The 24,296-nt window shown below is 68.9% G+C and carries 24 protein-coding genes; 12 read left to right on the top strand and 12 right to left on the bottom strand.

Annotation, left to right across the window (positions count from 1 at the left end):
- Nucleotides 1-443: 443 nt before the first annotated feature.
- Entirely contained in the window at nt 444-1,433 is a 990-nt protein-coding gene (locus tag ACT89H_RS09690) for a heme o synthase (protein WP_445108179.1), read from the top strand.
- A 182-nt stretch (nt 1,434-1,615) separates the two neighbouring features.
- Here the strand turns inward: ACT89H_RS09690 and ACT89H_RS09685 are convergent, their stop codons facing one another.
- Nucleotides 1,616-2,581, bottom strand: a complete 966-nt coding sequence (locus ACT89H_RS09685; protein WP_445108178.1) for a quinone oxidoreductase family protein — start codon at nt 2,579-2,581, stop codon at nt 1,616-1,618.
- 61 nt (nt 2,582-2,642) lie between these two features.
- Here ACT89H_RS09685 and ACT89H_RS09680 point away from each other — a divergent pair, with 61 nt between their 5' ends.
- Entirely contained in the window at nt 2,643-2,993 is a 351-nt protein-coding gene (locus tag ACT89H_RS09680) for a hypothetical protein (protein WP_445108177.1), read from the top strand.
- Nucleotides 2,994-3,171: 178 nt separating this feature from the next.
- On the opposite strand, the gene ACT89H_RS09675 is transcribed toward ACT89H_RS09680, so the two are convergent.
- The gene (locus ACT89H_RS09675; RefSeq protein WP_445108176.1) at nt 3,172-3,432 is read right to left on the bottom strand and encodes a hypothetical protein; all 261 of its coding nucleotides are present in this window, start codon (nt 3,430-3,432) and stop codon (nt 3,172-3,174) included.
- 4 nt (nt 3,433-3,436) lie between these two features.
- Nucleotides 3,437-4,318 carry a universal stress protein gene (locus ACT89H_RS09670; RefSeq protein ID WP_445108175.1) on the bottom strand — a complete coding sequence of 294 codons (882 nt, stop codon included), beginning with the start codon at nt 4,316-4,318 and terminating at the stop codon, nt 3,437-3,439.
- A 252-nt stretch (nt 4,319-4,570) separates the two neighbouring features.
- On the opposite strand from ACT89H_RS09670, the gene ACT89H_RS09665 reads away from it, so the two are divergent.
- Nucleotides 4,571-6,817, top strand: a complete 2,247-nt coding sequence (locus tag ACT89H_RS09665) for a protein kinase domain-containing protein (RefSeq protein ID WP_445108174.1) — start codon at nt 4,571-4,573, stop codon at nt 6,815-6,817.
- A 270-nt stretch (nt 6,818-7,087) separates the two neighbouring features.
- Here ACT89H_RS09665 and pip read toward each other — a convergent pair whose 3' ends face one another.
- From pip to mptB, 5 genes are all read right to left on the bottom strand, one after another.
- The gene (gene pip / locus ACT89H_RS09660) at nt 7,088-8,065 is read right to left on the bottom strand and encodes a prolyl aminopeptidase (protein WP_445108173.1); all 978 of its coding nucleotides are present in this window, start codon (nt 8,063-8,065) and stop codon (nt 7,088-7,090) included.
- A gap of 167 nt (nt 8,066-8,232) precedes the next feature.
- The gene (locus tag ACT89H_RS09655) at nt 8,233-9,207 is read right to left on the bottom strand and encodes a COX15/CtaA family protein (protein ID WP_445108172.1); all 975 of its coding nucleotides are present in this window, start codon (nt 9,205-9,207) and stop codon (nt 8,233-8,235) included.
- Nucleotides 9,208-9,273: 66 nt separating this feature from the next.
- Nucleotides 9,274-10,065, bottom strand: coding sequence for an ABC transporter permease (locus ACT89H_RS09650; RefSeq protein ID WP_445108171.1), 792 nt, complete (start codon nt 10,063-10,065; stop codon nt 9,274-9,276).
- Nucleotides 10,062-10,994 (bottom strand): ABC transporter ATP-binding protein, encoded by a 933-nt coding sequence (locus tag ACT89H_RS09645; protein ID WP_445108170.1) that lies wholly within the window; start codon nt 10,992-10,994, stop codon nt 10,062-10,064. Before ACT89H_RS09645 ends, ACT89H_RS09650 begins: the two co-directional genes overlap by 4 nt.
- The gene (mptB, locus tag ACT89H_RS09640; protein WP_445108169.1) at nt 10,991-12,673 is read right to left on the bottom strand and encodes a polyprenol phosphomannose-dependent alpha 1,6 mannosyltransferase MptB; all 1,683 of its coding nucleotides are present in this window, start codon (nt 12,671-12,673) and stop codon (nt 10,991-10,993) included. Before mptB ends, ACT89H_RS09645 begins: the two co-directional genes overlap by 4 nt.
- Before the next feature lie 531 nt (nt 12,674-13,204).
- On the opposite strand from mptB, the gene ACT89H_RS09635 reads away from it, so the two are divergent.
- From ACT89H_RS09635 to ACT89H_RS09605, 7 genes are read left to right on the top strand one after another with little or no spacing between them, the layout of a single operon-like run.
- Nucleotides 13,205-14,005, top strand: a complete 801-nt coding sequence (locus ACT89H_RS09635) for a helix-turn-helix transcriptional regulator (RefSeq protein WP_445108272.1) — start codon at nt 13,205-13,207, stop codon at nt 14,003-14,005.
- Nucleotides 14,002-15,438: a Fe-S cluster assembly protein SufB gene (gene sufB, locus ACT89H_RS09630; RefSeq protein ID WP_445108168.1), complete on the top strand. Its 1,437-nt coding sequence runs from the start codon at nt 14,002-14,004 to the stop codon at nt 15,436-15,438. The genes ACT89H_RS09635 and sufB overlap by 4 nt, the downstream gene beginning before the upstream one ends.
- Nucleotides 15,438-16,616 carry a Fe-S cluster assembly protein SufD gene (gene sufD / locus ACT89H_RS09625; RefSeq protein WP_445108167.1) on the top strand — a complete coding sequence of 393 codons (1,179 nt, stop codon included), beginning with the start codon at nt 15,438-15,440 and terminating at the stop codon, nt 16,614-16,616. Before sufB ends, sufD begins: the two co-directional genes overlap by 1 nt.
- A gap of 31 nt (nt 16,617-16,647) precedes the next feature.
- On the top strand, nt 16,648-17,424 hold the full coding sequence (sufC, locus tag ACT89H_RS09620) for a Fe-S cluster assembly ATPase SufC (protein ID WP_445108166.1): 777 nt from the start codon (nt 16,648-16,650) through the stop codon (nt 17,422-17,424).
- 1 nt (nt 17,425) lies between these two features.
- Nucleotides 17,426-18,679 (top strand): cysteine desulfurase, encoded by a 1,254-nt coding sequence (locus ACT89H_RS09615; protein ID WP_445108165.1) that lies wholly within the window; start codon nt 17,426-17,428, stop codon nt 18,677-18,679.
- 3 nt (nt 18,680-18,682) lie between these two features.
- Entirely contained in the window at nt 18,683-19,150 is a 468-nt protein-coding gene (gene sufU, locus ACT89H_RS09610; protein WP_445108164.1) for a Fe-S cluster assembly sulfur transfer protein SufU, read from the top strand.
- Nucleotides 19,151-19,179: 29 nt separating this feature from the next.
- Nucleotides 19,180-19,563, top strand: a complete 384-nt coding sequence (locus tag ACT89H_RS09605; protein ID WP_445108163.1) for a metal-sulfur cluster assembly factor — start codon at nt 19,180-19,182, stop codon at nt 19,561-19,563.
- Between the two features lie 59 nt (nt 19,564-19,622).
- Here ACT89H_RS09605 and ACT89H_RS09600 read toward each other — a convergent pair whose 3' ends face one another.
- From ACT89H_RS09600 to ACT89H_RS09590, 3 genes are read right to left on the bottom strand one after another with little or no spacing between them, the layout of a single operon-like run.
- Nucleotides 19,623-20,285 (bottom strand): methionine ABC transporter permease, encoded by a 663-nt coding sequence (locus tag ACT89H_RS09600; RefSeq protein ID WP_445108162.1) that lies wholly within the window; start codon nt 20,283-20,285, stop codon nt 19,623-19,625.
- On the bottom strand, nt 20,249-21,313 hold the full coding sequence (locus ACT89H_RS09595) for a methionine ABC transporter ATP-binding protein (RefSeq protein ID WP_445108161.1): 1,065 nt from the start codon (nt 21,311-21,313) through the stop codon (nt 20,249-20,251). The genes ACT89H_RS09600 and ACT89H_RS09595 overlap by 37 nt, the downstream gene beginning before the upstream one ends.
- The gene (locus ACT89H_RS09590; RefSeq protein WP_445108160.1) at nt 21,310-22,182 is read right to left on the bottom strand and encodes a MetQ/NlpA family ABC transporter substrate-binding protein; all 873 of its coding nucleotides are present in this window, start codon (nt 22,180-22,182) and stop codon (nt 21,310-21,312) included. Before ACT89H_RS09590 ends, ACT89H_RS09595 begins: the two co-directional genes overlap by 4 nt.
- A gap of 128 nt (nt 22,183-22,310) precedes the next feature.
- Here ACT89H_RS09590 and ACT89H_RS09585 point away from each other — a divergent pair, with 128 nt between their 5' ends.
- Nucleotides 22,311-22,556: a DUF6098 family protein gene (locus ACT89H_RS09585; RefSeq protein ID WP_445108159.1), complete on the top strand. Its 246-nt coding sequence runs from the start codon at nt 22,311-22,313 to the stop codon at nt 22,554-22,556.
- Nucleotides 22,557-22,586: 30 nt separating this feature from the next.
- Here the strand turns inward: ACT89H_RS09585 and ACT89H_RS09580 are convergent, their stop codons facing one another.
- Nucleotides 22,587-22,772 (bottom strand): DUF2795 domain-containing protein, encoded by a 186-nt coding sequence (locus ACT89H_RS09580; protein ID WP_445108158.1) that lies wholly within the window; start codon nt 22,770-22,772, stop codon nt 22,587-22,589.
- 178 nt (nt 22,773-22,950) lie between these two features.
- Here ACT89H_RS09580 and ACT89H_RS09575 point away from each other — a divergent pair, with 178 nt between their 5' ends.
- Nucleotides 22,951-24,276, top strand: a complete 1,326-nt coding sequence (locus ACT89H_RS09575) for an NAD(P)/FAD-dependent oxidoreductase (protein ID WP_445108157.1) — start codon at nt 22,951-22,953, stop codon at nt 24,274-24,276.
- Nucleotides 24,277-24,296: the final 20 nt, after the last annotated feature.

Below are 24,296 nucleotides of genomic sequence, written 5' to 3'. Positions count from 1 at the left end.
CCCGCTGACCGGTACACCACTCACCCTGTGTTGGTTTCGCGGCGCCCACTGCGCCTCGGCCGTGCAGGTCGGGTGTCGAAGAGGGGGCGGACGACGCCTGCGCGGAACAACGGCGCACGGCTCGGCGTGCCGGTCGAGGACGCGGCGGAGGAAGGGCGAGCGGCTCCGGACCGGGTGGTGCGGAGTAGCCGTAGGTGCCCGGCGAAACCTGCCACAGCGGCGTGGCGAGAGCAGTCGGGCCCGTCACAGTCCGGCGCGGTAGCGCGGGGCGACGGGAGGGGCGAGCGCGGCGAGGGTCTACCATCCTTTGTAGTAGTAGTCGCGCCGCACCGGTCGGAAGGGCGCCGGGGCGGACGGAAGTCCGGCGCGGGCGCACCCGTACCACCGGGACGAGTGCACTGCTGGTCGATGCCGGATGCGAGCACAGCGTGCGAGGAGAGACAGTGCGGATTGGGCAACAGCCGGGTGGCGATGGTGCGCACGGTTCCTCCGCGACGACGCTGGCCGACCGGTTCCCGGGTCCCGGCCTACCGTCCCGGCTGATGCGACGGGTGCTGGCCTACGTCGCGCTGACCAAGCCCAGGGTCATCGAGCTGCTGCTCGTCGCCACCATCCCGACCATGCTGCTGGCCGATCGCGGCACCGTCGATATCCGCCTGATCCTCGCGACCCTGTTCGGCGGCTGGATGGGCGCGGCGAGCGCGAACACGCTCAACTGCGTCGCGGACGCCGATATCGACAAGGTCATGAAGCGCACCGCCAAGCGGCCGCTGGCCCGGGAGGCGGTGCCGACCCGCAACGCCTTCGTGTTCGGCGTCGCGCTCGGCATCGGCTCGTTCGCCTGGCTGTGGTGGCAGGCCAACCTGCTCAGCGGCCTGCTGGTCGTCGCGACGATCCTGTTCTACGTCTTCGTCTACACGCTCGGTCTCAAACGCCGCACGTCGCAGAACGTGGTGTGGGGCGGCGCGGCCGGCTGTATGCCCGTGCTGGTGGGGTGGTCGGCGGTGACCGGCGGCATCGGCTGGCCCGCCATCGCGCTGTTCGGCGTCATCTTCTTCTGGACGCCGCCGCACACCTGGGCGCTGGCCATGCGCTACAAGGAGGACTATCGCGCGGCGGGCGTGCCGATGCTGCCGGTGGTCGCCACCGAGCGGACCGTCACCAAGCAGATCGTCGTCTACACCTGGCTGACCGTGCTCACCACGCTCGCCCTGGTGCCCGCCACCGGCGTGATCTACGCGGCCGTGGCGCTGGTGGCCGGAGCGTGGTTCCTGCTCATGGCGCACCAGCTGTACGCGGGCGTGCGGCGGGGCGAGTCGGTGAAGCCGCTGCGGCTGTTCCTCCAGTCGAACAACTACCTGGCCGTGGTGTTCTGCGGCCTCGCGGTGGACTCCGTGCTCGGCTGGGACACCATCGGCAGCTTCTTCAGCTGAGCGCGCGGGTGTAGCCGTCCGGCCGGACGAGCACCCGGGTGTCCTCGGCCGCGACGGAGCCCGCGTACCCGTCCGGCGCATCGCGCTCGGCCGGGTCACGGTAGCTGATGTCGACGATGCCGAGGCCGGTGGGACCGGGCGCCCGTGCGAGAACGAGCTGTATCCGACCTACCGCCCGCGGCTCACGGAAGCAGGACGATCGAACCGGTGGTCTTGCGGTCTTCGAGGTCGCGGTGGGCCTGCTCGGCGTCGGCGAGCGGGTAGGTCGCGCCGATCCGGATGTTCAGGGTGCCGCGCGCGATAGCGTCGAAGACATCACCCGCGCGCCAGGTGAGTTCGGCACGGTCCCGGATGTAATGCCCCAACGTGGGACGGGTGACGAACAGCGAACCGGCCGAGCTGAGCCGCTGCAGGTCGAACGGCGGCACCGGACCGCTCGCGCCCCCGAACAGGGCGAGCATGCCACGCACGCGCAGCGCGGCGATGCTGGACTCGAAGGTCGCCGCGCCGACGCCATCGTAGACCGCCGCCACGCCGACGCCGCCGGTGAGTTCGCGCACCCGGTCGGCGAGGTCGTCGCCGTAGCGCAGCACCTCGGCGGCTCCCGCCGCGCTGGACAGCGTCGCCTTCTCGTCGGAGGAGACCGTCGTGATCACCCGGACGCCGCGCGCGGTGAGGAGTTGGGTGAGGATCAGCCCGACGCCGCCCGCGCCCGCGTGTACGAGGACCGTCTCGCCGGCCTCGGGCCGATAGACGGACTCGATGAGGTAGTGCGCGGTCATGCCCTGCAACAGGGCCGACGCGGCGACGGGAGGCTCGACGTCGTCCGGTACCCGGATGGCGACGGCGGCGGGTACCGCCACCTTGGGGGCGTAGCTGCCCGACGCGTCGGCCCAGGCCACCCGGTCGCCCACCGCGAAGCCGGTGACCGCCGAGCCTACCTCGGTGACGACGCCGGTGCCCTCCGCACCCGGGATGTAGGGGACCGCCTGCGGATAACGCCCGGTGCGGATGTAGGTATCGATGAAGTTGATACCGATCGCCTGCGTATCGACCAGGAGCTGATCCGGCGCGATCCGCGGATCGGGCACCTCCACGTACTTCAGGACCTCGGGACCACCGTGCTCGGAAACCTGGATGGCGTGCATGGGTTCCAGTTCTACACCCGAGGGGCGGGCGCGCCGCCTACCGGTCGGTAAACTGCGTCCCATGAGTTCTCAGACCGCCACGGCGCCGCAGAAGCTGTCGGGTGCCCTCGTCGAGTCCGTCAAGGGGTTCGTCGCCGATCACGGACGTTCGGCCACGGCCGTGCTCCAGCCGATCGGTCGCGCGGGTGTGCGAGTCACCCTGGTCGGCGCCGACGGTGTGCTCGGTGACCGGGTGGTCCCGGGCCTGGAGACGGCCAAGGAGCTCGTCGCCACGATCGACGGTCTCACCGAGGCCGACGAATGGGATCGTGAACTCACCTCGATCGTCACCCCCCGCAAGGGCCACTGGGCCAAGATGGCGGGCTGGGTCGCCAAGCAGGCCCGCTTCCCCAAGGCGCGCAACGAGAACTGATCGTTGCCCAGCCTGTCGCCGCGCGGCGACTATCCGCCGTACTCGATCAGGGACGACGCGAGCGAGCACCGCGGTGTGGACGTCGATCTCGCGCGGGTGGTGCCGCGCCGGTGATCCGGCCGGCTCGCCGCGCCTGCCGAACGAGCGACTGTTCCCGCAACCATGACCGATGGCGCACTCAGGTGTCGCGGTGAGGATCGTGCCGCCGGCCGATTCCCCAGCGCACCAGCCCGGCGGCCACGGCGAGATAGAGGATGGCGGCGGCGATCACCATGATGCCGTAATCCGACGCCCAGCCGGGGATCCTGGTCGATGCGGAGAGGGCGACGACCACCATCACCAAGCCCAGGATCTCCGCCACCGGGCCGAGGGGTGCGAGGTCCGTATCGTGGCGCTCGGACGAGGACGGGCCGGGCACGCGGCGGGTGCGACCGCCCACGGTCCTACCGTTCACGGCAGATCACCACCGGACGCTGTGCGTGGTGCAGCAGATTCTGGCTCGTGGATCCGAGCAGGAGCCCAGTGAGCCGGTTGTGCCCGCGGTTGCCGGTCAGCACCAGTTGCGCGTCCTCGTCCCCGAGCAAGGCCTCCGCGGGCGTGGCTTTCCGTACCACCTTGGTGACGACGACATCCGGGTATTTCTCGCTCCATCCGGCCATGCGTTCGGACAGCAGTTCCTCCTCCTGCTGGGCCAGCGTCTCCCAGGCGTCGGGGACCGGGGTCCATTGCAGCAGATCCGGGTCGTTCCACGCGTGCACGGCGATCACGCCGACGCCCAGCGCGGACGCCAGTTCGAACGCTTCGCCGATCGCGGCGGAACATCCGGGACTCCCGTCGACACCGACGAGTACCGGCCGCTCGTCCGGCTGTGGGCGGTCGAGCCTGCCCCGCCAGACGGTCACCGGACAGGCCGCCTTGTTCGCGACCGTGAGCGCGGTGGAGCCGAGCAGCAGCGTGGACAGCCGGTCCTGGGATTTCGCCGCGACGACCACCATGCGCGCGCGTTTGCTGTGCTCGATCAGCTCGCGCGCGGGCACGCCGTTCTCGACGATCCGGCGGATCTCGACGTCGGGCTGCTCGGCCCGCACGGCCTCGAACGCGTGCTCGACCTTCTGCTCCGCCGCCGATCGGAGTTCGGGTAGCAGGTCGACCTCGGCCAGAGCGAAGGAGGTCATGGGGTAATCGATCGTGGGAACGACGCCGAGCAGCATTAACGCGGCGTGCTGCCGGTTCGCGATGGCCCCGGCCCAGCGTGCCGCGCCCACAGCGGTCGGGCTGCCGTCGATTCCGACGACGATCGACTGACGGTCGGCTGGTGCGCTCATTTTTGCTCCGATTCTCGGCTTCGGGAGTGTCGGCTCTCACGGTCCCAGCCGACCGGCTGCCCGCACCGGAGCCGGTGGCCCCCGATTGGGAGGACCTAAGACCTTCGCCGCCCGCACGCGGGTCTCATCCTCGGAGCGATACTCTTGAGCTGGGAGTTCCCGTAGTGAGGAGGCGATGTGGGAGACGTACGACACTGGGTTTCCTCGCCGGTAGTCGCCGAGTGAGTGATCACGGCTGATTCCGAGCTACCGATGCGCGAATGGGCCGATCCGGTCGATTCCGCCGAGCGGACCCGTGCGGAGCTTGCCGCCGTCGTGGCGCGGTTCTCCGCGGCGTGGGCATCCGGGTCTCCGCCCGACCTGTCCGCCTACTTGCCCGGTGAGCAGGCCCAGCGGCGCACGGCACTGATCGAGCTGATCAAGGTCGACCTCGAAAACCGCTGGCTTCGCCATCACTGCCCCAAGAGACTGATCGACTATCGTGCGGAATTCCCTGAGCTGCGTAACGGCCCGCTGCCCCGGGACCTGGTCTACGAGGAATTCCACGCCATGCGCCGCAGCGACCACGCCGCGGCGGCCGATATGGCCGCCGCCGCGGCGGCCGGCCCGGACGTCGACGAGCTCACCGGCGACTACCGCAGCACGATGATCGCGCGCCCGAGCGCCCAAGTCGCGCTCGATGCCATCGAGGTCGGCGACCAGGTCGACGATTTCGACCTGCTCATGCGGATCGGGACCGGCGCGTTCGCACACGTCTACCTCGCCCGGCAGCAATCCATGCAACGACTCGTCGCGGTGAAGATCTCCCACAATCACGGCAACGAACCGCAGACGCTCGCCCAGCTGGACCACGAATACATCGTGCGCATCTTCGACCAGCGGCTCATCGCCGATCGCGAGCTGAAGCTGCTCTATATGCAGTACCTGCCGGGTGGAACGCTGCTGGACCTGCTGCGCCTATCCCGCGCGACACCTCCGCAGCGGCGCGGCGGGCAACTGTTGCTCGATGCCGTCGACAGAGTACTCGCCGACAAGGGCGAAGTCCGGCCCACCGAGTCGGCCGTCCGGACCCGGATCGCGACGCTGACCTGGCCCGAGACCGTGGCCTGGCTGGGCCGGCGGCTCGCGGACGCATTGCAGCACGCCTCCGAACGGGGAGTACTGCATCGAGACATCAAACCCGCGAACGTGCTGTTGAGCGCCGAGGGAATTCCCAAGCTGGCCGACTTCAACGTCAGCTTCAGCGATCGGGTGAAGGGCACCAGCCCGCTGGCGTACTTCGGTGGATCGCTGGCGTACATGTCGCCCGAACAGCTGGAAGCCTGTCACCCCGACCTGCCGGGCAGCGCCACCGACCTCGACACCCGCAGCGACCTCTTCGCACTCGCGGTGATGCTGTGGGAACTGCTCACCGGGCGCAGGCCGTTCGCGGACGAGAAGGGCGCGGGCGAGTCGCAGGCGTCCCTGGCTCGCATGCTCGAACTGCGGCGCAGACCCATCGCGCCGGCATTCGTGTCGGAGCTTCCCCCGGATTGCCCGATGGCACTGCGCCGAGTGCTGCTGAAGTGTCTGTCGCCCGACCGCGCGGACCGCTATTCGTCCGGCTGGGAATTGGCGCAGCAGCTCGACCTCTGCCTGGAGCAGCGGGCCCGTGATCTCGTCTATCCACCCCCGGACAGTTGGCGCGCGCGACTGTCGCGCCGGCCCACCCCGATCTTGTGGCTGTCCTCGCTCGTCGGCGTCGGACTGGCGACGATCTATCTGGCCGTGCACGTCCAGGAACTGATCCGAGAGCGACTGCCCGATGCCACCAATGCGCAGCTCAACCTGGGCGTGTACGTGTTCGTCCTGATCGCGGGCCCGCTGTCGGTCCTCATCTACGCATACATGTCGCGTGATCTGCTCGCGGTTCCCCGCGGCTTGCGCGCGGGCAGACGTTACGACGAGGCACTGCTCGCGCGAGTGCGCTCCCGAACGCTGTTCTGGGGTGACATGTGCGCGCTGAACACCTTTCAGACCGGGATCACGGCAACCGCGACCGGGGTGTTGCTGTGCCTGCGGTCGACCGACCTTCCGGCTCGGCTGGTGGTCCATGCGGCGATGACCGTGGTCATGGCGGCCGTCATCTCCGTTGCCTACACGTTCTTTCTGTCGACGTTCTACATCGTCCGCTGTGTCTATCCGGTCTATCTGCGCTACAGCCGCGCGACGGCACACGACTTCGGCGACATCCGCATGTTGCGCCGCAGAACCACGGTGTATCTCGCGGTGACGGCCTCCGTACCGTTGGTCGGGGTACTGGCCGGATTCAGCCTGCTCGAACCCTACGAACTTCCGCTGGTGCGTGACTCGGTCCTGGGATTGTGCGCGGTCGGCGGACTCGCGTTCGTCGCCGTCTATTGGCTGTACCGGACACTCGACGCAGACCTGCGCGCGCTCCAGCGGGTGGTCGGCATCGACGGAGAGCGTGAGCCGACCGGCCCGCGCGGCAGAACCTAATGGGTGCGGTCGGACGTAGTCCGTCCTCAGCCCCGCGCATGGCCGGAGCGAAGGCGGAGGTACGCCTAATGGGCGCCGCCGGACGTAGTCCGTCCTCAGTCCCGCGCATGGCCGGAGCGAAGGCGGAGGTACGCCTAATGGGTGCGGTCGGACATAGTCCGTCCTCAGTCCGCGCATGGCCGCAGCGAAGGCGGAGGTACGCCTGATGGGCGCAGCCGGACGTAGTCCGTCCTCAGTCCGCGCATGGCCGCAGCGAAGGCGGAGGTACGCCTAACCGGCGAACCGTGCGACCGCCCGCAGGACGGCGGCCCCCATCGCGGGGCTGCCGGTATGCCCGGAATCGTCGATGACCTGGAGTTCCGCGTCGGGCCATGCCTGGGCCAGCTGCCAAGCGGTGTACAGCGGGGCGCTCAGGTCGAGTCTGCCGTGGATCAGCACGCCGGGAATTCCGGTCAGCCGGTGCACGTCGCGCAGCAACTGCCCGTCCTCGAGCCACGCCGCGTTGGCGAAGTAGTGCGTGCAGATCCGCACGAAGGCCAGCCGCCCGGCGTCCGGCTTGGCGCTGTACTGCCCTGGTCTGCCCAGGTTTTCGTGCGCGATCACCGCATCCTCCCAGGCGCACCACCGCCGCGCCGCCGACTCGCGGGTCCGCGCGTCGGGGCTCTCGATCAGCCGTCGATAGGCGTCGACGAGGTCGCCGTGTCGGTCGGCGAGCGGAACGCCGGTGCGGAAGGTCTCCCACTGCTCGGGCAGCAGTCGCGCGACGTCGCGATAGAGCCAGTCGATCTCCTCTGGCCGGGTCATCGTCACCCCGACGAGCACGATCTCGCTGACTCGATGCGGGTAGCGCTGGGCGTAGGCGAGGATCAGGGTCGAGCCCCAGGAACCGCCGAAGAGCAACCACCGGTCGATCCCGAGGTGTTCGCGCAGCCGTTCCATGTCCGCGATCAGGTGCTGGGTGGTGTTGTGGGTGAGCTCGACCGAGGGGTCGGAGGCATGCGGCAGGCTTTCGCCGCAGCCACGCTGATCGAACAGGACGATCCGGTAGGCCGCCGGGTCGAAACTCTTCCGCGAGCCGCGCCGTCCGCCGCCGCCCGGTCCGCCGTGCACCACCAGCGCCGGTTTCCCGTCCGGGTTACCGCTGGTCTCCCAGTAGATCCGCTGTCCGTCTCCGACATCGAGCAGCCCGTGGGCATACGGCTGTATCTCGGGAAAAGGCTGCGGCACATCGGTTTGCGGCGTGGACACGATCGACCACGCTACCGTCGAGCGCGGCGGAACGCGCTCGGATCGCAGCGCGGCGGGTCAGGCCCGCGGAGTCTCGGAGTCGCGAAGAGAGCAGCGCGGGCAGCGGTCACGCCCTGTATCGCCCGGTTCGTTCGGGCCGGACGATCACGGTTCACGCGGCAATTCGTTCAGGCCGCCTGCGCGGCGGTGTCCGGCGTCGGTGCGGTGACCCGCTCCCGGGTGCGCAGCGAAGCCCACAGCGCGGCGGTGGCGGCGGTGCACGCCGCGGCCCCGCCGACGTGCACGACGACCAGTGCCGCGGGGACGTCGGTGAAGTACTGCACGACGCCGACCAGCCCTTGCGCGCACACCAGCCCGAGCAGCACGAACAGGCGGGTGCGCACGGCGGGTGCGATGCCGACCGCGAACAGGCCGAACGCCAAGCCGATCAGCAGCGCGAGGTAGCCGACCAGCAGCTGTGAGTGCAGATGCACCAGGGTGACGATCTCGACCTGCAACCGCTCGACCGGACGTTCGATGCTCTTGTCGCCCGCGTGCGGACCGGCGGCGGTCACCAACGTGCCCGCGATCAGAACCGCCGCCAGCGCGACTCCGGCCAGCGCGGTGAGCCGGCGCAGCGGGGCGGGAGCCTGCACGGTGTCGATGCCGTCGTCGGGTTCGCCGATCTTCGCGTACAGCACCACCGCGAGCCACACCATCACCATGGACGCGAGCAGGTGCGTCGAGACCGTCCACCACAGCAGTCCGGTGCGCACCGTGATGCCGCCGATGACCGCCTGCACGACGGTGCCGCCGGGCATCAGCCACGCGTACACCAGCACCTCGCGGCGGCGGCGCGCCCGGGTGACCGCCAGCACGATCGCCGCCGCGCACAGCGTGACCACGAACGTGAGCAACCGGTTGGAGAATTCGACCGCCTGGTGGAGGGCCGGGACCTCCGACACCGCGACCGGTGTGAAGCTGCCGGGGAAGCACTGCGGCCAGGTCGGGCAGCCCAAGCCGGACGCGGTGACCCGCACGACGGCGCCGGTCACCGAGATGCCCGCCTGGGAAAGGATGACAGCCAGCGCGATCAGGCGCTGCACCCGTGACGAGGGCAGCGGCAGTTTATCGACGAGTCGCAAGAACGCGCGATACAGCATGTCGAAAATGGTAGCCGGGCCGGATCCGGCGGCTTCATCTGGTCTACTACATTTCGTCGTTGACGCTCAGTGGAAGCGGAACAGGCGGGCGGCCGCGACGCCCGACACCGCGCCCCACACCGCGAGCACGGTGATCCCGAACCAGTCGACGCTGTTTTCCAGCGCGCTTTCCAGCGCTTCCGCCAGCGCCCCCGACGGCACCAGCCGGGCGAGCACGCTCACCGCCGTGGGCAGGTCCTCGGAGGCGAACACGACGCTGGCGACGGCGAGCATGACGAACCACAGGATGTTCGCCAGCGCGAGCACCACCTCGGCCTTGAGGGTGCCGCCGAGCAGCAGGCCCAGCGCCGCGAACGTCGCGGTGCCGAGTGCGATCACCGCCGCGCCCAGCAGCAACCCGAGCGGTTCCGGACGCCAGCCCAGCGCCACGCCGATGAGGCCGAGCAGCACGGCTTGCAGCACCACCACGATGAGCACGGCCGCGCATTTGCCCGCGATGACGCCCCAGCGCGGCAGCGCCGTCGCACCGAGCCTTTTGAGCGCACCGTAGCGCCGGTCGAAGCCCACCGCGATGGCCTGACCGGTGAACGCGGTGGACATGACGGCCACCATCATCACCGCGGGCACGATCTTGTCCACCCGGTGCGCGCCGAGGTCGCCGAACGGCAGCAGGCTCAGACCGACCAGCAGGGTGATCGGGATGAACATCGTCAGCAGCAGTTGCTCGCCGTTGCGCAGCAACAGGATCAGCTCGAGTCTGGTCTGGGCCAGCAGCATCGCGGCGCGGGTGTTCGGACGCGGGGCGGGGGTGAAGGTGCCCGGCGCGAAACGGTTGGCGGTCCGGTTGTGCTCACTCATCCGCGCAGGTCCCGTCCGGTCAGTTCGAGGAAGACGTCCTCGAGGCGGCGCTGGTCGATCCGGATGTCGGTGGCCAGTACGTTCATGCGCGCGCACCACGCGGTCACGGTGGCGAGCACTTGCGGATTGATCTCGCCCTCCACCAGATAGGTGCCCGGCGTGGTCTCCCGGGGCGCGAAGCCCTCGGGCAGGGCGTTGGCCAGCAGTTCCAGGTTCAGTCTCGGCGGCGCGCAGAAGCGCAGCTGCCCGGCCGCGCCGTGAGCGGTGACCTCGGCCGGGGTGCCGGAGGCGACGATGCGGCCGTGGTCGATGATCAGCAGCTGGTCGGCGAGCTGCTCGGCCTCGTCCATCATGTGCGTGGTCAGCACGACGGTCACCTCGTCGCGGCGCAGGGCGTCGATCAGCTCCCACACGATCAACCGGGCCTGGGCGTCCAGTCCCGCGGTGGGCTCGTCGAGGAATACGATCTCCGGCTTGCCGACCAGCGCGCAGGCGAGGGCGAGCCGCTGCTGCTGGCCGCCGGAGAGCCGGCGGTACGGGGTGCGGCGGTTGTCCTGGAGGCCGAGCGTGCGCAGCAGCCAGTCGGGGTCGAGTGGATCCGCGGAGTAGGCGGCCACGAGGTCGAGCATCTCACCCGCCCGCGCGCCGGGGTACGCGCCGCCGCCTTGCAGCATGACGCCGATGCGAGGGCGCAAGCGTTCGGAATCGGTGACGGGGTCCAAGCCGAGCACGCGCACCGTGCCCGCGTCCGGCGCGGCGAATCCCTCGCACATCTCCACGGTCGTGGTCTTGCCGGCGCCGTTCGGGCCGAGCAGCGCAAGCACCCGCGCCGGTTCCACCTCGAACGTCAGGCCGTCCACGGCCGTGGTGTCGCCGTAGCGCTTGACGACGCCGTCGACGCTGACGGCGGGTCCGGAGGGTGCGTTCACGATGTCACACCGTAGGAGGTGGGCACCTGTGACGGAGCCGACACCCCCGTCTGCCCGCGCCAGGGCAGCGAATTGCGCGTGATCACGATGAACAGCACCCCGACGATCACAGTGGCGATCGCGGCGCCGACGATCTGGAACACCTCGAGATCGGCGCCGCGCGGCATCAGGATCACGCTCACGATCGCCGAGAACGTCACCGCGGGGACACGGAACACCGGCCGCGTCGCCCAGGCGGCCATCGGGACGATCGCCCACAGCAGATACCAGGGCTGCACCACCGGGAACAGCAGCACGATCGCGCCGAGCGCCACGCCGAGCGCGCCGACCGGGTGCAGCCGCCCGGTGCCGGTGGCGACCAGCATCCGCACCGTGAAGAAGGCCGCGACCAGCGCCGCGATCGGGCGGGTGATGCTCAGCAGGGCGGTGGTGTGGTCGCCGAGCCCGAGCAGCACGCCGCCGAATCCGGTGATGATGCCCAGCACCGTCGGCAGCGACATCCAGCTGCGTACCACGCTCGCCGTGTTCAGGGTGTAGATCCAGCCGAAGCCGAGACCGCTCACCGAACTGATGACAAGCGTTGTGCCGATGGCGATCGCGCCGAGCATGGCGGCCGCGATGGCGACCGTGCGCAGCGAGGCGCCCCATCGTCGAGCCAGCGCCATGCCGACGAAACCGAGCGCGATGATCGAGGTGAACTTGATCGACGACGACAGCGTGATGATGATCGCGCCCCCGATCAGCCAGGCGTAGGCGCGGCCGTCGAACGGGTGGGTGTCCTCGATGGCGCGCAGGCAGAACTCCATGCCCGCCAGCATCAAGCCGAGCATGAGGGCGTCGTTGTGTACGCCGCCGACCAGGTGGAACAGCACCAGCGGGTTGGCCGCGCCGAGCCACAGCGCGCTCACCGGCGCGACGCCGCAGCGCACCGAGAGCCGCGGCAGCGCCCAGACGATCAGCGCGACCCCGCCGAGCGCGAGGATCCGGTGCACCCACACGCCCGCGATGATGTTGTCGCCGGTGAGTTCGGCGATGCCGCGGCCGATCCAGAGAAACAGCGGACCGTAGGGCGCGGGGGTGTCACGCCAGATGGTCGGGACGTTGTTGGTGAGGACATTGTCGATCCCCAGTCCCGCCACCGGCCCTTCTTCGTAGGGGTTGATGCCGCGCGCGGCGATCTCGCTCTGCGCCAGATAGGAGTAGACGTCGTTGCTGAACAGCGGGGGAGCGACGCTGAGCGGGATCAGCCACAGCAAGAGCGTGCGATCGAGCTGCGAGCGGGTCAGCCGGTGCAGCGGGGAGCCGCCGATGCCGCCCACCGCGAACCGGCCCAGCAGCAGCCAGGCCAGCACCACGACGACGGTGCCGGTCATGCACATGGCCAGCGAGCCGGTGTGGGCGCGGGCGAAGATGCCGAGCACGCGCACGCCGGAGGTGGGGTTCTGGTGCACCGGCTGCGCGCCGATGCCCAGCGCGCTGATCGCCATCAGCACCGTACCGGTGGCGCCCATCAGGCGGATCCGGTCGAGCTGCGCCAGCTCCGTGCGATCGAGTCCGGGCACCTCCGACTCGTCGCGGTGCAGCACCGCGATCGTGTGATCGGCCGCGGGCACGTCCAATCCGAGTGCCCGGCGCCCGAACGCCAGTGTCCTGCGCCGCGCGCCGTCCAGTACCGCCACGCAACGAAGCCTAGTTCGAACGGCGTGCGTCTACCGCGAACGGACCCTGCTCGTTCCACCCGGACCCGGCTCGCTCGGGCGGCACGGTCGACGCATGGTTTCGGAGGTCAGGCGGCGGATCGACGTGGCCGCCTCCGGCTGCGGGCGCGGCGCGGATATCCGGGGTCGGTCCGAAGGCGTCGAGCGAGGCGGCCGAACTTCCCGGCCGGCGAGGCGCCGAGCGCCTGTGACCAATCGCACTGCGTGCCCGACCGTACCGGTAACCGGCCGCGCGAGTGGGTCGTGCGCGCGATGCCCGGCCGTCGCGGTCGTGCTCGCTCCGCTCGATCGGGCCCGATCGGCGTTTCCTCTGCGCAGGTCAGCCCGGGAAGTTGTGCTGCGCCCAGGTGTCGGGCCGGGCGACCCCTGGCCGGAACGGTCGACTGCGGTTTTCCGCCGGTCGGGATCCGCGCAGGTCGATGGGGTCGCTGACTCAGGGCACCCTTATTAGATTTCGGGAACGAATTCCGCCACACTGATGTTGTGAAAACCGTGGATTTGCGGAGGAACGACGCGGGAGCCGGTCGCAGGGCCGACGCCGGGTCGGTCGCTGCGCCCGCGGCGGTCGGCGGCGAAGGGCATACCCGAGCGGCCATCGTCCAGTTGCTGCTGGAAGAAGGACCGATCACCGCCACCGCCATCGGGAACCGGCTCGGCCTGGCCCCGGCCGGCGTACGCAGGCATTTGGACGCCCTGATCGACTCCGGTCAGGCGCGGGCCGGCCGATCGGCGCCCTGGCAGCAGAAGGGCCGGGGCCGCCCGGCCAAGCAGTACCAGCTCACCGCGGCCGGACGCGGCAAACTCGGCCACGCCTACGACGATCTGGCCGGAGCCGCTATCCGGCAGCTCGGAGAGATCGGCGGCGAACAGGCCATCACCGAGTTCGCCCGCTCCCGGGCACGCACTATCGTGGCCGGGATCGAACCCGTCGGTGAGCACACCACGGAACAGACCACGGCCAAGGCCGAGGAGATTGCCGAGGCATTCACCGACGCCGGGTTCGCCGCTACCACCCGCAAGGTGGGCGCGGGCGTGCAGATCTGTCAGCACCACTGCCCCGTGGCGCACGTCGCCGAGGAGTTCCCGCAGCTGTGCGCGGCGGAGCTCGAGGCGTTTCGTGAGCTGCTCGGCACCCACGTGCAGCGACTGGCCACGATCGCCAACGGCGACTGCGCGTGCACCACGCACGTGCCGCTGCTCGTCCTGCCCGCCGGCCGGACCGAAACTCCAGCACCCGCCGCTGCACAGCCCGCAGCGGAACGAACGAACGACTCCGGAAGGAGTGCCGAATGACGACGACCACCGACCAGGTGCAACCGCTCACCCAGGAAGAGACCATCGCTTCCCTGGGCAAATACGGTTACGGCTGGGCCGATTCGGATGTGGCCGGCGCCAGTGCGCAACGAGGCCTGTCCGACGCGGTTGTCCGCGACATCTCGGCCAAGAAGAACGAGCCGGAATGGATGCTGGAACAGCGGCTCAAGGCCCTGCGTATCTTCGATCGCAAGCCCATGCCGATCTGGGGCTCCAACCTCGACGGCATCGACTTCGACAACATCAAGTACTTCGTGCGCTCGACCGAGAAGCAGGCCGCGTCCTGGGACGAGTTGCCCGAGGACATCAAGAACACCTACGACAAGCTGGGCATCCCTGAAGCGGAGAAGCAGCGGCTGGTCGCCGGGGTCGCCGCGCAGTACGAGTCCGAGGTCGTCTATCACCAGATCCGCGAGGATCTGGAGGCCCAGGGCGTGATCTTCCTGGACACCGACACCGGCCTGCGCGAGCACCCGGAGATCTTCCAGCGGTACTTCGGCTCGGTGATCCCCGCCGGTGACAACAAGTTCTCCGCGCTGAACACCGCCGTGTGGTCGGGCGGTTCGTTCATCTACGTGCCGCCGGGTGTGCACGTCGACATCCCGTTGCAGGCCTACTTCCGGATCAACACCGAGAACATGGGCCAGTTCGAGCGGACCTTGATCATCGTCGACGAGGGCGCCTACGTGCACTACGTCGAGGGCTGCACCGCGCCGATCTACAAGTCGGATTCGCTGCACTCCGCGGTGGTGGAGATCATCGTGAAGAAGGGCGGCCGCTGCCGCTACACCACCATCCAGAACTGGTCGAACAACGTCTACAACCTGGTCACCAAGCGGGCCAAGGCCGAGGCGGGCGCGACCATGGAGTGGATCGACGGCAACATCGGTTCCAAGGTCACCATGAAGTACCCGGCGGTCTGGATGACCGGTGAGTACGCCAAGGGCGAGGTGCTGTCGGTGGCGTTCGCCGGCGAGGGCCAGCACCAGGACACCGGCGCCAAGATGCTGCACCTCGCGCCGCACACCTCCTCGACCATCGTGTCGAAGTCGGTGGCGCGCGGTGGCGGCCGGGCCTCCTACCGCGGCCTGGTGCAGGTGAACAAGGGTGCGCACGGCTCGAGGTCCACGGTGAAGTGCGACGCGCTGCTGGTCGACACGATCAGCCGCTCGGACACCTACCCGTACGTCGACATCCGCGAGGACGACGTGACCATGGGGCACGAGGCGACCGTCTCGAAGGTCTCCGAGGACCAGCTGTTCTACCTGATGAGCCGCGGCCTCACCGAGGACGAGGCGATGGCCATGGTGGTGCGCGGCTTCGTCGAGCCCATCGCCAAGGAACTGCCCATGGAATACGCGCTGGAACTCAACCGCCTGATCGAACTGCAGATGGAAGGAGCCGTCGGCTGATGGCCGTGGAGAACGTAGCCGAAGCCGCCGAGGCTCGTACCCCTGCGCTCAACAAGGGCGAGGTCTTCACATCGTTCGACGTGAACGCCTTCGAGGTGCCCTCCGCCAAGGACGAGGCGTGGCGGTTCACCCCGCTGCGCCGCCTGCGCGGACTGCAGGACGGCACCGCGGTGCGCGATGGCCGCGCGACCGTCGAGGTCGCCGCGGCCGAGGGCGTCACGGTCGAGACGGTCGACCGGTCCGACGCCCGGCTCGGTGCGGGCGGCGTGCCGTCCGATCGTGTTGCCGCCCAGGCATACTCGGGCTTCGAGCAGGCCACCGTCGTGACGGTCGGCAAGGAGGTCGAGGTCGCCGAGCCGGTGACCGTCACGATCACCGGGCCCGGCGAGGGTAAGACCGCCTACGGCCACCTGCAGATCCGGCTGGAGCCCTTCGCCAAGGCCACCGTGGTCATCGACCAGCGCGGCAGCGGAACCTACGCGGAGAACGTGGAATTCGTGCTCGGCGATTCGGCCACGCTGACCGTCGTCGCCGTGCAGGACTGGGCCGACGACGCGGTGCACGTCACCGCGCACCACGCCGAGCTCGGTCGCGACGCCACCTTGCGGCACACCGCGGTCACCCTCGGCGGCGACCTGGTGCGCCTGACCGGCAACGTCCGCTACGACGGCCCCGGCGGCGACGCCGAACTGCTCGGTCTCTACTTCGCCGACGCGGGCCAGCACTTCGAGCAGCGTCTGCTGGTCGACCACGCGGTGCCGCACTGCAAGTCGAACGTGCTGTACAAAGGCGCGCTGCAAGGCGACCCACACTCGCCGAAGGGCGACGCCCGCACCGTGTGGGTCGGCGACGTGCTCATCCGCGCCGCCGCCGAGGGCACCGACACCTTCGAGGTGAACCGCAATCTGGTGCTCACCGACGGTGCGCGGGCGGACTCGGTGCCGAACCTGGAGATTGAGACCGGCGAGATCGTCGGCGCCGGACACGCGTCCGCCACCGGCAGATTCGACGACGAGCAGCTGTTCTACCTGCGCGCCCGCGGCATTCCGGAGGACGCCGCTCGCCGCCTGGTGGTGCGCGGTTTCTTCCACGAGATCATCCAGAAGATCGCGGTGCCCGCGGTCCGGGAGCGGCTGGAGGCGGCCATCGAGGCCGAACTCGCCGCCATCGGCGCCTGATCAACGACCCCATACCTGGCAAAGGAATTAGATGACCACCCTGGAAATCAAGGACCTGCACGTCGAGGTCGCCAACCCCGACGAGACCGCCGAGCCCATCACGATCCTCAAGGGCGTGAACCTCACGGTGAAATCCGGTGAGACGCACGCGATCATGGGCCCGAACGGCTCCGGCAAGTCGACGCTGTCCTACGCGATCGCCGGTCACCCGAAGTACACGGTGACCTCCGGCTCGATCACGCTGGACGGCGAGGACGTGCTGGCGATGTCGGTGGACGAGCGCGCCCGTGCGGGCCTGTTCCTCGCCATGCAGTACCCGGTCGAGGTGCCCGGCGTCTCGATGTCGAACTTCCTGCGTACCGCCGCCACCGCCGTACGCGGTGAGGCCCCGAAGCTGCGGCACTGGATCAAGGAGGTGAAGGAGTCGATGAGCGAACTGGAAATCGACGCCGCCTTCGCCGAGCGCAGCGTGAACGAGGGCTTCTCCGGCGGTGAGAAGAAGCGCCACGAGATCCTTCAGCTGGGCCTGCTCGCGCCGAAGATCGCGATCCTGGACGAGACCGACTCCGGCCTCGACGTCGACGCGCTGCGGATCGTCTCCGAGGGCGTCAACCGCTACAAGGAGCGCGAGAACGGCGGCATCCTGCTGATCACGCACTACACCCGCATCCTGCGCTACATCCAGCCGGAGTTCGTGCACGTCTTCGTCGGCGGCCGCATCGTCGCCGAGGGCGGCCCCGAGCTCGCCGAGGAACTCGACGCCAACGGCTACGTCCGCTTCACCCAGACTGCTACCGCTGGAGCCTGATATGACCGCTACGGTCCGCACCCTCGACATCGCCCGCATCCGGGCCGACTTCCCGATCCTGAACCGCACGGTCCGGGACGGGAAGCCGTTGGTGTACCTGGACTCCGGCGCGACCGCGCAGCGGCCGATCGAGGTGCTCGAAGCCGAACGCGACTTCCTGATCACCAGCAACTCGGCGGTGCATCGCGGTGCGCACCAGCTGGCCGAGGAGGCCACCGACGCCTACGAGGGCGCGCGGGCCGACATCGCGCGGTTCGTCGGAGTGGACGCGGGCGAGATCGTGTTCACCAAGAACGCCACCGAGTCGCTGAACCTGGTGACCTACGCGTTCGCCGACGACCGGTTCCCGCACCACGTGGGCCCGGGCGACGAGATCGTCATCACCGAGCTGGAGCACCACGCGAATCTGGTGCCCTGGCAGGAGCTGGCCCGCCGCACCGGCGCCACGCTGAAGTGGTACGGCGTGACCGACGACGGCCGCATCGACCTGGACTCGCTGGAACTGTCGCCCGCCACCAAGGTGGTCGCGTTCACCCATCAGTCCAACGTCACCGGCGCCGTGGCTCCGGTCGAGGAGCTGGTCCGCCGGGCGAAAGCGGTGGGCGCGCTGGTCGTGCTCGACGCCTGCCAGTCGGTGCCGCACATGCCGGTCGACTTCCGTTCGCTGGGTGTCGATTTCGCCGCGTTCTCCGGGCACAAGATGCTCGGTCCCTCCGGCGTCGGCGTGCTCTTCGGCCGCCGCGCGCTGCTCGAGGAGATGCCGCCGTTCATCACCGGCGGGTCCATGATCGAGACGGTCTTCATGGACCACAGCACCTACGCACCGCCGCCGCAGCGCTTCGAGGCGGGTGTGCCGATGACCTCGCAGGTGGTCGGATTGGGCGCGGCCGTACGGTATCTGGAAGAGATCGGCATGGACGCCGTCGCCGCGCACGAGCACACGCTGGTCGGCGCGGCGCTGGACGGGCTGGCCGGGATCGACGGCGTGCGGGTCATCGGGCCCACCGAGAACGTCGATCGCGGCGGCGCGGTGTCGTTCGTGGTGGACGGCATTCACGCCCACGACGTCGGGCAGATCCTGGACGACGAGGGCGTCGCCATCCGGGTGGGCCATCACTGCGCGTGGCCGCTGCACCGGCGTTTCGGCATCGCCGCGACCGCGCGCGCCTCCTTCGCCGTCTACAACACTCTCGCCGAGGTGGACGCGCTGGTCGCCGCGGTGCGGAAGGCGCAGCGCTTCTTCGGGGTTGCATAAGTCATGCGCATGGAGCAGATGTACCAGGAAGTGATCCTGGATCACTACAAGCACCCGCACAACCGGGGGCTGCGCGAGCCGTTCGGGGCCGAGGTGCACCACGTGAACCCGACCTGCGGCGACGAAGTGACCCTGCGCGTGCAGCTCGACGACAACGGTGACGTCACCGACGTCTCCTACGACGGCCAAGGTTGCTCGATCAGCCAGGCCGCGACCTCGATTCTCACCGACCAGGTGATCGGGCTCCCGGTGCAACAGGCGCTGAAGGTGGTCGACTCCTACAGTGAGATGATCTCCAGCCGCGGCACCATCGAAGGCGACGAGGACGTGATCGGCGACGGCATCGCCTTGGCGGGAGTCTCGAAGTACCCAGCGCGGGTGAAGTGCGCGCTGCTCGGGTGGATGGCGTTCAAGGACGCCGTCCTCAGGATCGGCCCCGAGCAGCCCGCGCCGGCCGCGGAAGAGAACTGAACCGTCCGATGGAAAACGGGGATAGCGTCATGACCGACACACCGGCCACCGAGCAGACCGAACCGGCCGCAGAATTGCCCGAGCTGCCCGCCGAGGACACCACACTGCTCGAGGACATCGAAGAGGCGATGCGCGACGTCGTCGACCCGGAACTGGGCATCAATGTCGTAGACCTCGGCCTGGTCTACGGGTTGCGCGTCGAGGAAGAGAACATCGCGGTCCTCGACATGACGCTGACCTCGGCGGCCTGCCCGCTGACCGACGTCATCGAGGACCAGTCGCGCAACGCGCTGGTACGCAGCGGCCTGGTGGAAGATCTGAAGATCAATTGGGTCTGGATGCCGCCGTGGGGTCCGGACAAGATCACCGAGGACGGCCGCGAGCAGCTGCGCGCCCTCGGCTTCACGGTGTAATCGCGAGTTCGGCAGCAGCCGCCGGATAGTGCCCGAACAAGGCCCCTCCGGCGGCTGAGTCATCGGCGCAGAACCTTACGGGCCAGCCAGTTGCCGAAGAACTGGATGCCCTGCACACCCGCGATGATGATCAGCGTCGCGACGAGCGTGACCTGCCAGTCGAAGCGCTGGTAGCCGTAGACGAGGGCGAAATCGCCGAGACCGCCGCCGCCGACGGTGCCTGCCATCGCGGACATGTCCACGATCGCGATCACCACGAAGGTGTAGCCCAGGATCAACGGCCCCAGCGCCTCGGGGATGAGCAAGGTCACGATGATGCGCAGCGGTCCCGCGCCCACCGCGCGCGCTGCCTCGAGCACGCCGGGATCGACGGTCACGAGGTTTTGTTCGACGATGCGCGCGATGCCGAACGACGCCGCGACGATCATCACGAACGCCGCCGCTTCGGTACCGATCGTGGTGCCGACCACCTCCAGCGTCACCGGGCCCAGCGCGGCCAGCAGGATGATGAACGGGATCGGGCGCACCACGTTGACGAGTACGTTGAGCAGCAGGTTGATCGGCGCGTTCGCCAGCAACCCGCCCCTGCGGGTGGTGTAGAGCGCGGTGCCGAGCAGCAATCCGATGAAGCCGCCGGCCACGAACGTGATCGCCACCAGATAGAGCGTGGTGCCGATCGCTTCGTTCAGCACGGGTCCGAGTTTGTCCCAATCGGTGTGCATGGCAACTCCTTTCCGGTCGACCGGCGCTCGAGCTCGGCGACCACCTTGTCGACGGCGTCGTCCGGGCCGTGCAGCGCCAGGGTGAGGCTGCCGAAAGTCTTCTCCTGCAGGCTGCTCACCCCGCCGTAGACCACCTCGAACCGGACCTCGGCGTGCGTGGCGGCGGCCAGGGCCGCGCCGATGCCGAGTTCGTCGTCCACGTCCACGGTGATCAACCGGCCCCCATGGCGATCGGCGAGGCGGCGCAGCTCGTCCTCGGAGGGGCGGTTGTGCAGGACGGTCTCGACGAACGAGCGGGTGGGCGCCGCCCGCGGCGCGGCGAAGACGTCGAAGGTGTCGGCGAGTTCCACGATGCGTCCCTCGGCGAGCACCGCGACGCGGTCGGCCACCGCGCGGATCACGTCCATCTCGTGGGTGATGACCACGATGGTGACACCGAGTTCGCGATTGATCTTGCGCAGCAGCCGCAGCACCTCACCGGTCGTCTCCGGATCCAGCGCCGACGTGGACTCGTCGGCCAGCAGCAGCGACGGCGAAGTGGCCAGCGCCCTGGCGATGCCGACCCGCTGTTTCTGGCCGCCGGACAGCTGATCGGGGTAGCTGCGCGCTTTGTCGGACAACCCGACGAACTCCAGCAGTTCGGCGACCCGCGCCTTGCGTTCGGCGCGTTTCCAGCCGGCGACCCTCAGCGGATATTCGATGTTCCCCGCGGCGGTGCGGGAGCGGAAGAGATTGAACTGCTGGAACACCATTCCGATATCGCGCCGCAGGCGCCGCACCTGGCGTTCCGGCACGCCGGTGATGGGTGTGCCGGAGACCTCGACCGTGCCGCTCGTCGGTTTCTCCAGCGCGTTGATCAGCCGCACCAGCGTGCTCTTGCCCGCCCCGGAATACCCGATCACACCGAAGATCTCGCCCTGTTCGATGCGCAGATCGATATTGTCGAGCGCCACGTTGCGCTGCGCGCCCTTGCCGAAAGCCTTCGTGACCGAACGGAACTCGATGGCGGGAACGGCTGTGTCGCTCACTTGCCGTCGCGGATGGTCTGCTGCACCCGCTGCAGGATCTGTTCGAGTTCCTGGCCGCTGCGCCGCACCTCGACGGCGGTGCCCTTGGTCACCTCGTCGTGCGCCTTCTGCACCTCGGGGTCGTGCCATAGTTCGGCGAGCTGCAGATAGACCGGGTTGTTCTTGTCCTCGGCGCGGGTGACCAGCGCGTTGATGTACGGCTCCGCGGCAGGATCCTTCGGATCATCCTTGTACAACGCCGAATGCGGGTCGATGCCGGAGCGCTCCAGGAAGGTGTTGTTGATGATCGATCCGTCGACCGAGGCCAGCGACAGCGCGGTCTGCGCGGCGTCGACGGGGGTCACCCGGACCTTGGAGGCGCCCTTGTCGATGTCGGCCGGAGTGGGCGCCTTGGTGTCGGACGTCAGTTTCAGCAGTCCGGCGGCTCGCAGCACGAACAGTGCCCGCGCCTGATTGGTGGGGTCGTTCGGGATCGCGATCTCCGCGCCCTGCGGAATGTCGGCCACCGACTTGTGCTTCTTGGAGTAGAGACCCAGTGGCACGATATAGGTGGAACCGATCGGCGTCAGCGTGTCGTTGTTCGCGACGTTGTAGGCGCCCAGGAATTGCAGATGCTGGAAGAGATTGATGTCGATCTGTTTCTGCGACAGCGCGAGATTCGGTTGCTTGTAGTCGGAGAAGTTGGTGATCCGCAGCGTGATGCCCTTGTCTTTGGCGCGCTGCTCGAAGACGTCCCAGGAGTGATCCCGGTCGGTGGTGCCGATTCGCACGACCTTGTCCGAGGAAGCGTCGTGACCGCCGCAGCCGGTCAGGGTCAAGGCCGCGGCCGCTACCAGAACCGGGATCGCCAGTACCCGATGGAATTTCACTCGTGCTCCCGATTGCTCGTCGCGATATGACCCGATAATCCAAGCGACGAGGCGGAACGAGCGACAACTGTTTCGATTGTGGTGAGCGAAACCCTCCGCGCGAACTGTACGAGCGTCTAGGTCCCGCGGTGGACTGGATCGCTCGCAGAATTCACCAGTACGCGGACCTGGGCGCGGAGCACGACCGCTATGCCTGGCTGCTGACCGGCCGGGTCGCGGGGTTCGGACCCGATCACGAACCTCTGCTCACCGACATCCGGCCGCTGGCTCGTCTGACGTCCGGCGTCCTCGCCGAAGCCGCCGAGCTGTACCACCGGCGGTTCCATGTCGGGCGCGATTCGACCGAAAGCGACCACGGGTCCGGTGCGGTCTGAGTCGGCGACCGGCTCCGTGGTCGCGGTCGTTCACGAGACGGCTTTGCTCACCGCGTTGGGACCGTCGTAGGTCCGGTCGGGGATCGCCTCGAGGGCGTTGAGAATATCCTTGTCGGCGCCGTTGTCCCGGGCTTTCGTGACAATGCCGTCGCGGTCGCACGGATAGTCGATGCCCGACAGATACTTCTGTACCTGAATGGGATTCACCTGGCCCATGGTGTGCTCCTTTCGCGAAATCGTCGATTCGAGCAGCGGACACCGACGCACTACCACCCCCTGGGCATGCCAAACCATGACCTCAGGGCCGTCCGCGCGGCCACGAGCGACCGGTAGCGCGGTTTCGGATGGGTCCGGGCGGGAATCGCGTCGGGGAGTCGACGCCAAGGAGGTCTCCGTGCCGGATGGGAACACTGCGAGCCCGCAGCGGGTCGTGATCGTCGGTAGCGGGTTCGCGGGTTTCACCTGCGCGCAGAAGCTGTGCCGCATCGTGGCCAAGGCGAACCGGGATGTCGACATCGTGCTGGTCACGCCCAACGACTACATGCTCTATACCCCGCTGCTGCCGGATGTGGCGGGTGGACTGATCGACCCTCGGTTCGTCGCCGTTTCGCTGGCCGATTCGCTGCCGAGGGTCCGGTTGGTGGTCGCGAACGCTCGGTCGGTCGATCTGCGGAACAAGACGATCACGGTGGCCGGTGAACATCACCCGCCCCGGCAGTTGTCGTGGGATCGGCTGGTGCTCACGCCCGGGTCGGTGACCCGCCTGTTCGACATCCCGGGCCTGGCCGAGCACGCGCGCGGGCTCAAGACCGTCGCCGAGGCGCTGTACCTGCGCGAGCAGCTGCTGCGCCAGCTCGAACTCGCCGACGACGAGGAGGACCCGCAGGTGCGGCGGGCTCGCCGCACCGTGGTGGTCGTGGGGGCGTCCTACGCCGGCACCGAACTCGTCGCGCAGTTGCGCGCCCTCGCCGACGCCTACGCCGCGCGCCGCGGGTTCGATCCGGCCGAAGTGCGTTTCCTCCTGCTCGACATGGCCCCGAGGGTGATGCCCGAGGTCGGCGAGCGGCTCAGCGAAAAAGTGCTGAAGGTGCTGCGCAAACGCGGCATCGAGATCCGGCTGGAGACCTCGCTGACCAAACTCGACCAGAACTCGGTCGTGCTCACCGACGGCACGGTGGTGCCCACCCACACGGTCGCCTGGGTGACCGGAGTGACCGGCGCCCCGGTGCTCGCCACCCTCGGCCTGCCGCTGGAGAAGGGCCGCCTGGTCGTCGACGCGAAACTGACCGTGCCCGGCCATCCGGACGTCTTCGCGGGCGGTGACGCGGCGGCGGTGCCCGACCTCACCAAGCCGGGCCGGATCACCCCGCCCACGGCGCAGCACGCCACGCGGCAGGGCAAGACGCTCGCCAGGAATGTCGCGGCCAGCCTCGGCATCGGCGCGGCCGCCGACTACAAGCACCGCGACCTCGGTCTGGTCGTCGACCTCGGGCCGGGCTTCGCGGTCGCCAACCCGATGGGCGTCGGCCTGTCCGGACTGCCTGCCAAGGCGGTGACCCGCGCCTATCACACGTTCGCCGTGCCGCGAGCGGTCAACCGCTGGGCGATCACCATCTCCTATCTGACCATCGCGGTCACACCCCGCCCCCTCGCCCTCCTGGGACTCGTCAGTCACGAGGAGGCGAGCTTCGGCGCCAGCGAGGGGATTTCCGCGACGTAGCGGGTCACGGCGCCGTCTTC

It is taken from the genome of Nocardia aegles, assembly GCF_052545135.1.
Note: the sequence above shows the minus strand (reverse complement) of the source record. Positions and strands in the feature narration are given on the sequence as shown.

Coding starts and splice junctions, on each gene's coding strand:
- ACT89H_RS09685 (WP_445108178.1), bottom strand. CDS start 2,581: ATGCACGCCATCCAGGTTTCCGAGCACGGTGGTCCCGAGGTCCTGAAG.
- ACT89H_RS09680 (WP_445108177.1), top strand. CDS start 2,643: ATGAGTTCTCAGACCGCCACGGCGCCGCAGAAGCTGTCGGGTGCCCTC.
- ACT89H_RS09670 (WP_445108175.1), bottom strand. CDS start 4,318: ATGAGCGCACCAGCCGACCGTCAGTCGATCGTCGTCGGAATCGACGGC.
- ACT89H_RS09665 (WP_445108174.1), top strand. CDS start 4,571: ATGCGCGAATGGGCCGATCCGGTCGATTCCGCCGAGCGGACCCGTGCG.
- ACT89H_RS09655 (WP_445108172.1), bottom strand. CDS start 9,207: ATGCTGTATCGCGCGTTCTTGCGACTCGTCGATAAACTGCCGCTGCCC.
- ACT89H_RS09650 (WP_445108171.1), bottom strand. CDS start 10,065: ATGAGTGAGCACAACCGGACCGCCAACCGTTTCGCGCCGGGCACCTTC.
- sufB (WP_445108168.1), top strand. CDS start 14,002: ATGACGACGACCACCGACCAGGTGCAACCGCTCACCCAGGAAGAGACC.
- sufD (WP_445108167.1), top strand. CDS start 15,438: ATGGCCGTGGAGAACGTAGCCGAAGCCGCCGAGGCTCGTACCCCTGCG.
- sufC (WP_445108166.1), top strand. CDS start 16,648: ATGACCACCCTGGAAATCAAGGACCTGCACGTCGAGGTCGCCAACCCC.
- ACT89H_RS09615 (WP_445108165.1), top strand. CDS start 17,426: ATGACCGCTACGGTCCGCACCCTCGACATCGCCCGCATCCGGGCCGAC.
- sufU (WP_445108164.1), top strand. CDS start 18,683: ATGCGCATGGAGCAGATGTACCAGGAAGTGATCCTGGATCACTACAAG.
- ACT89H_RS09605 (WP_445108163.1), top strand. CDS start 19,180: ATGACCGACACACCGGCCACCGAGCAGACCGAACCGGCCGCAGAATTG.
- ACT89H_RS09600 (WP_445108162.1), bottom strand. CDS start 20,285: ATGCACACCGATTGGGACAAACTCGGACCCGTGCTGAACGAAGCGATC.
- ACT89H_RS09580 (WP_445108158.1), bottom strand. CDS start 22,772: ATGGGCCAGGTGAATCCCATTCAGGTACAGAAGTATCTGTCGGGCATC.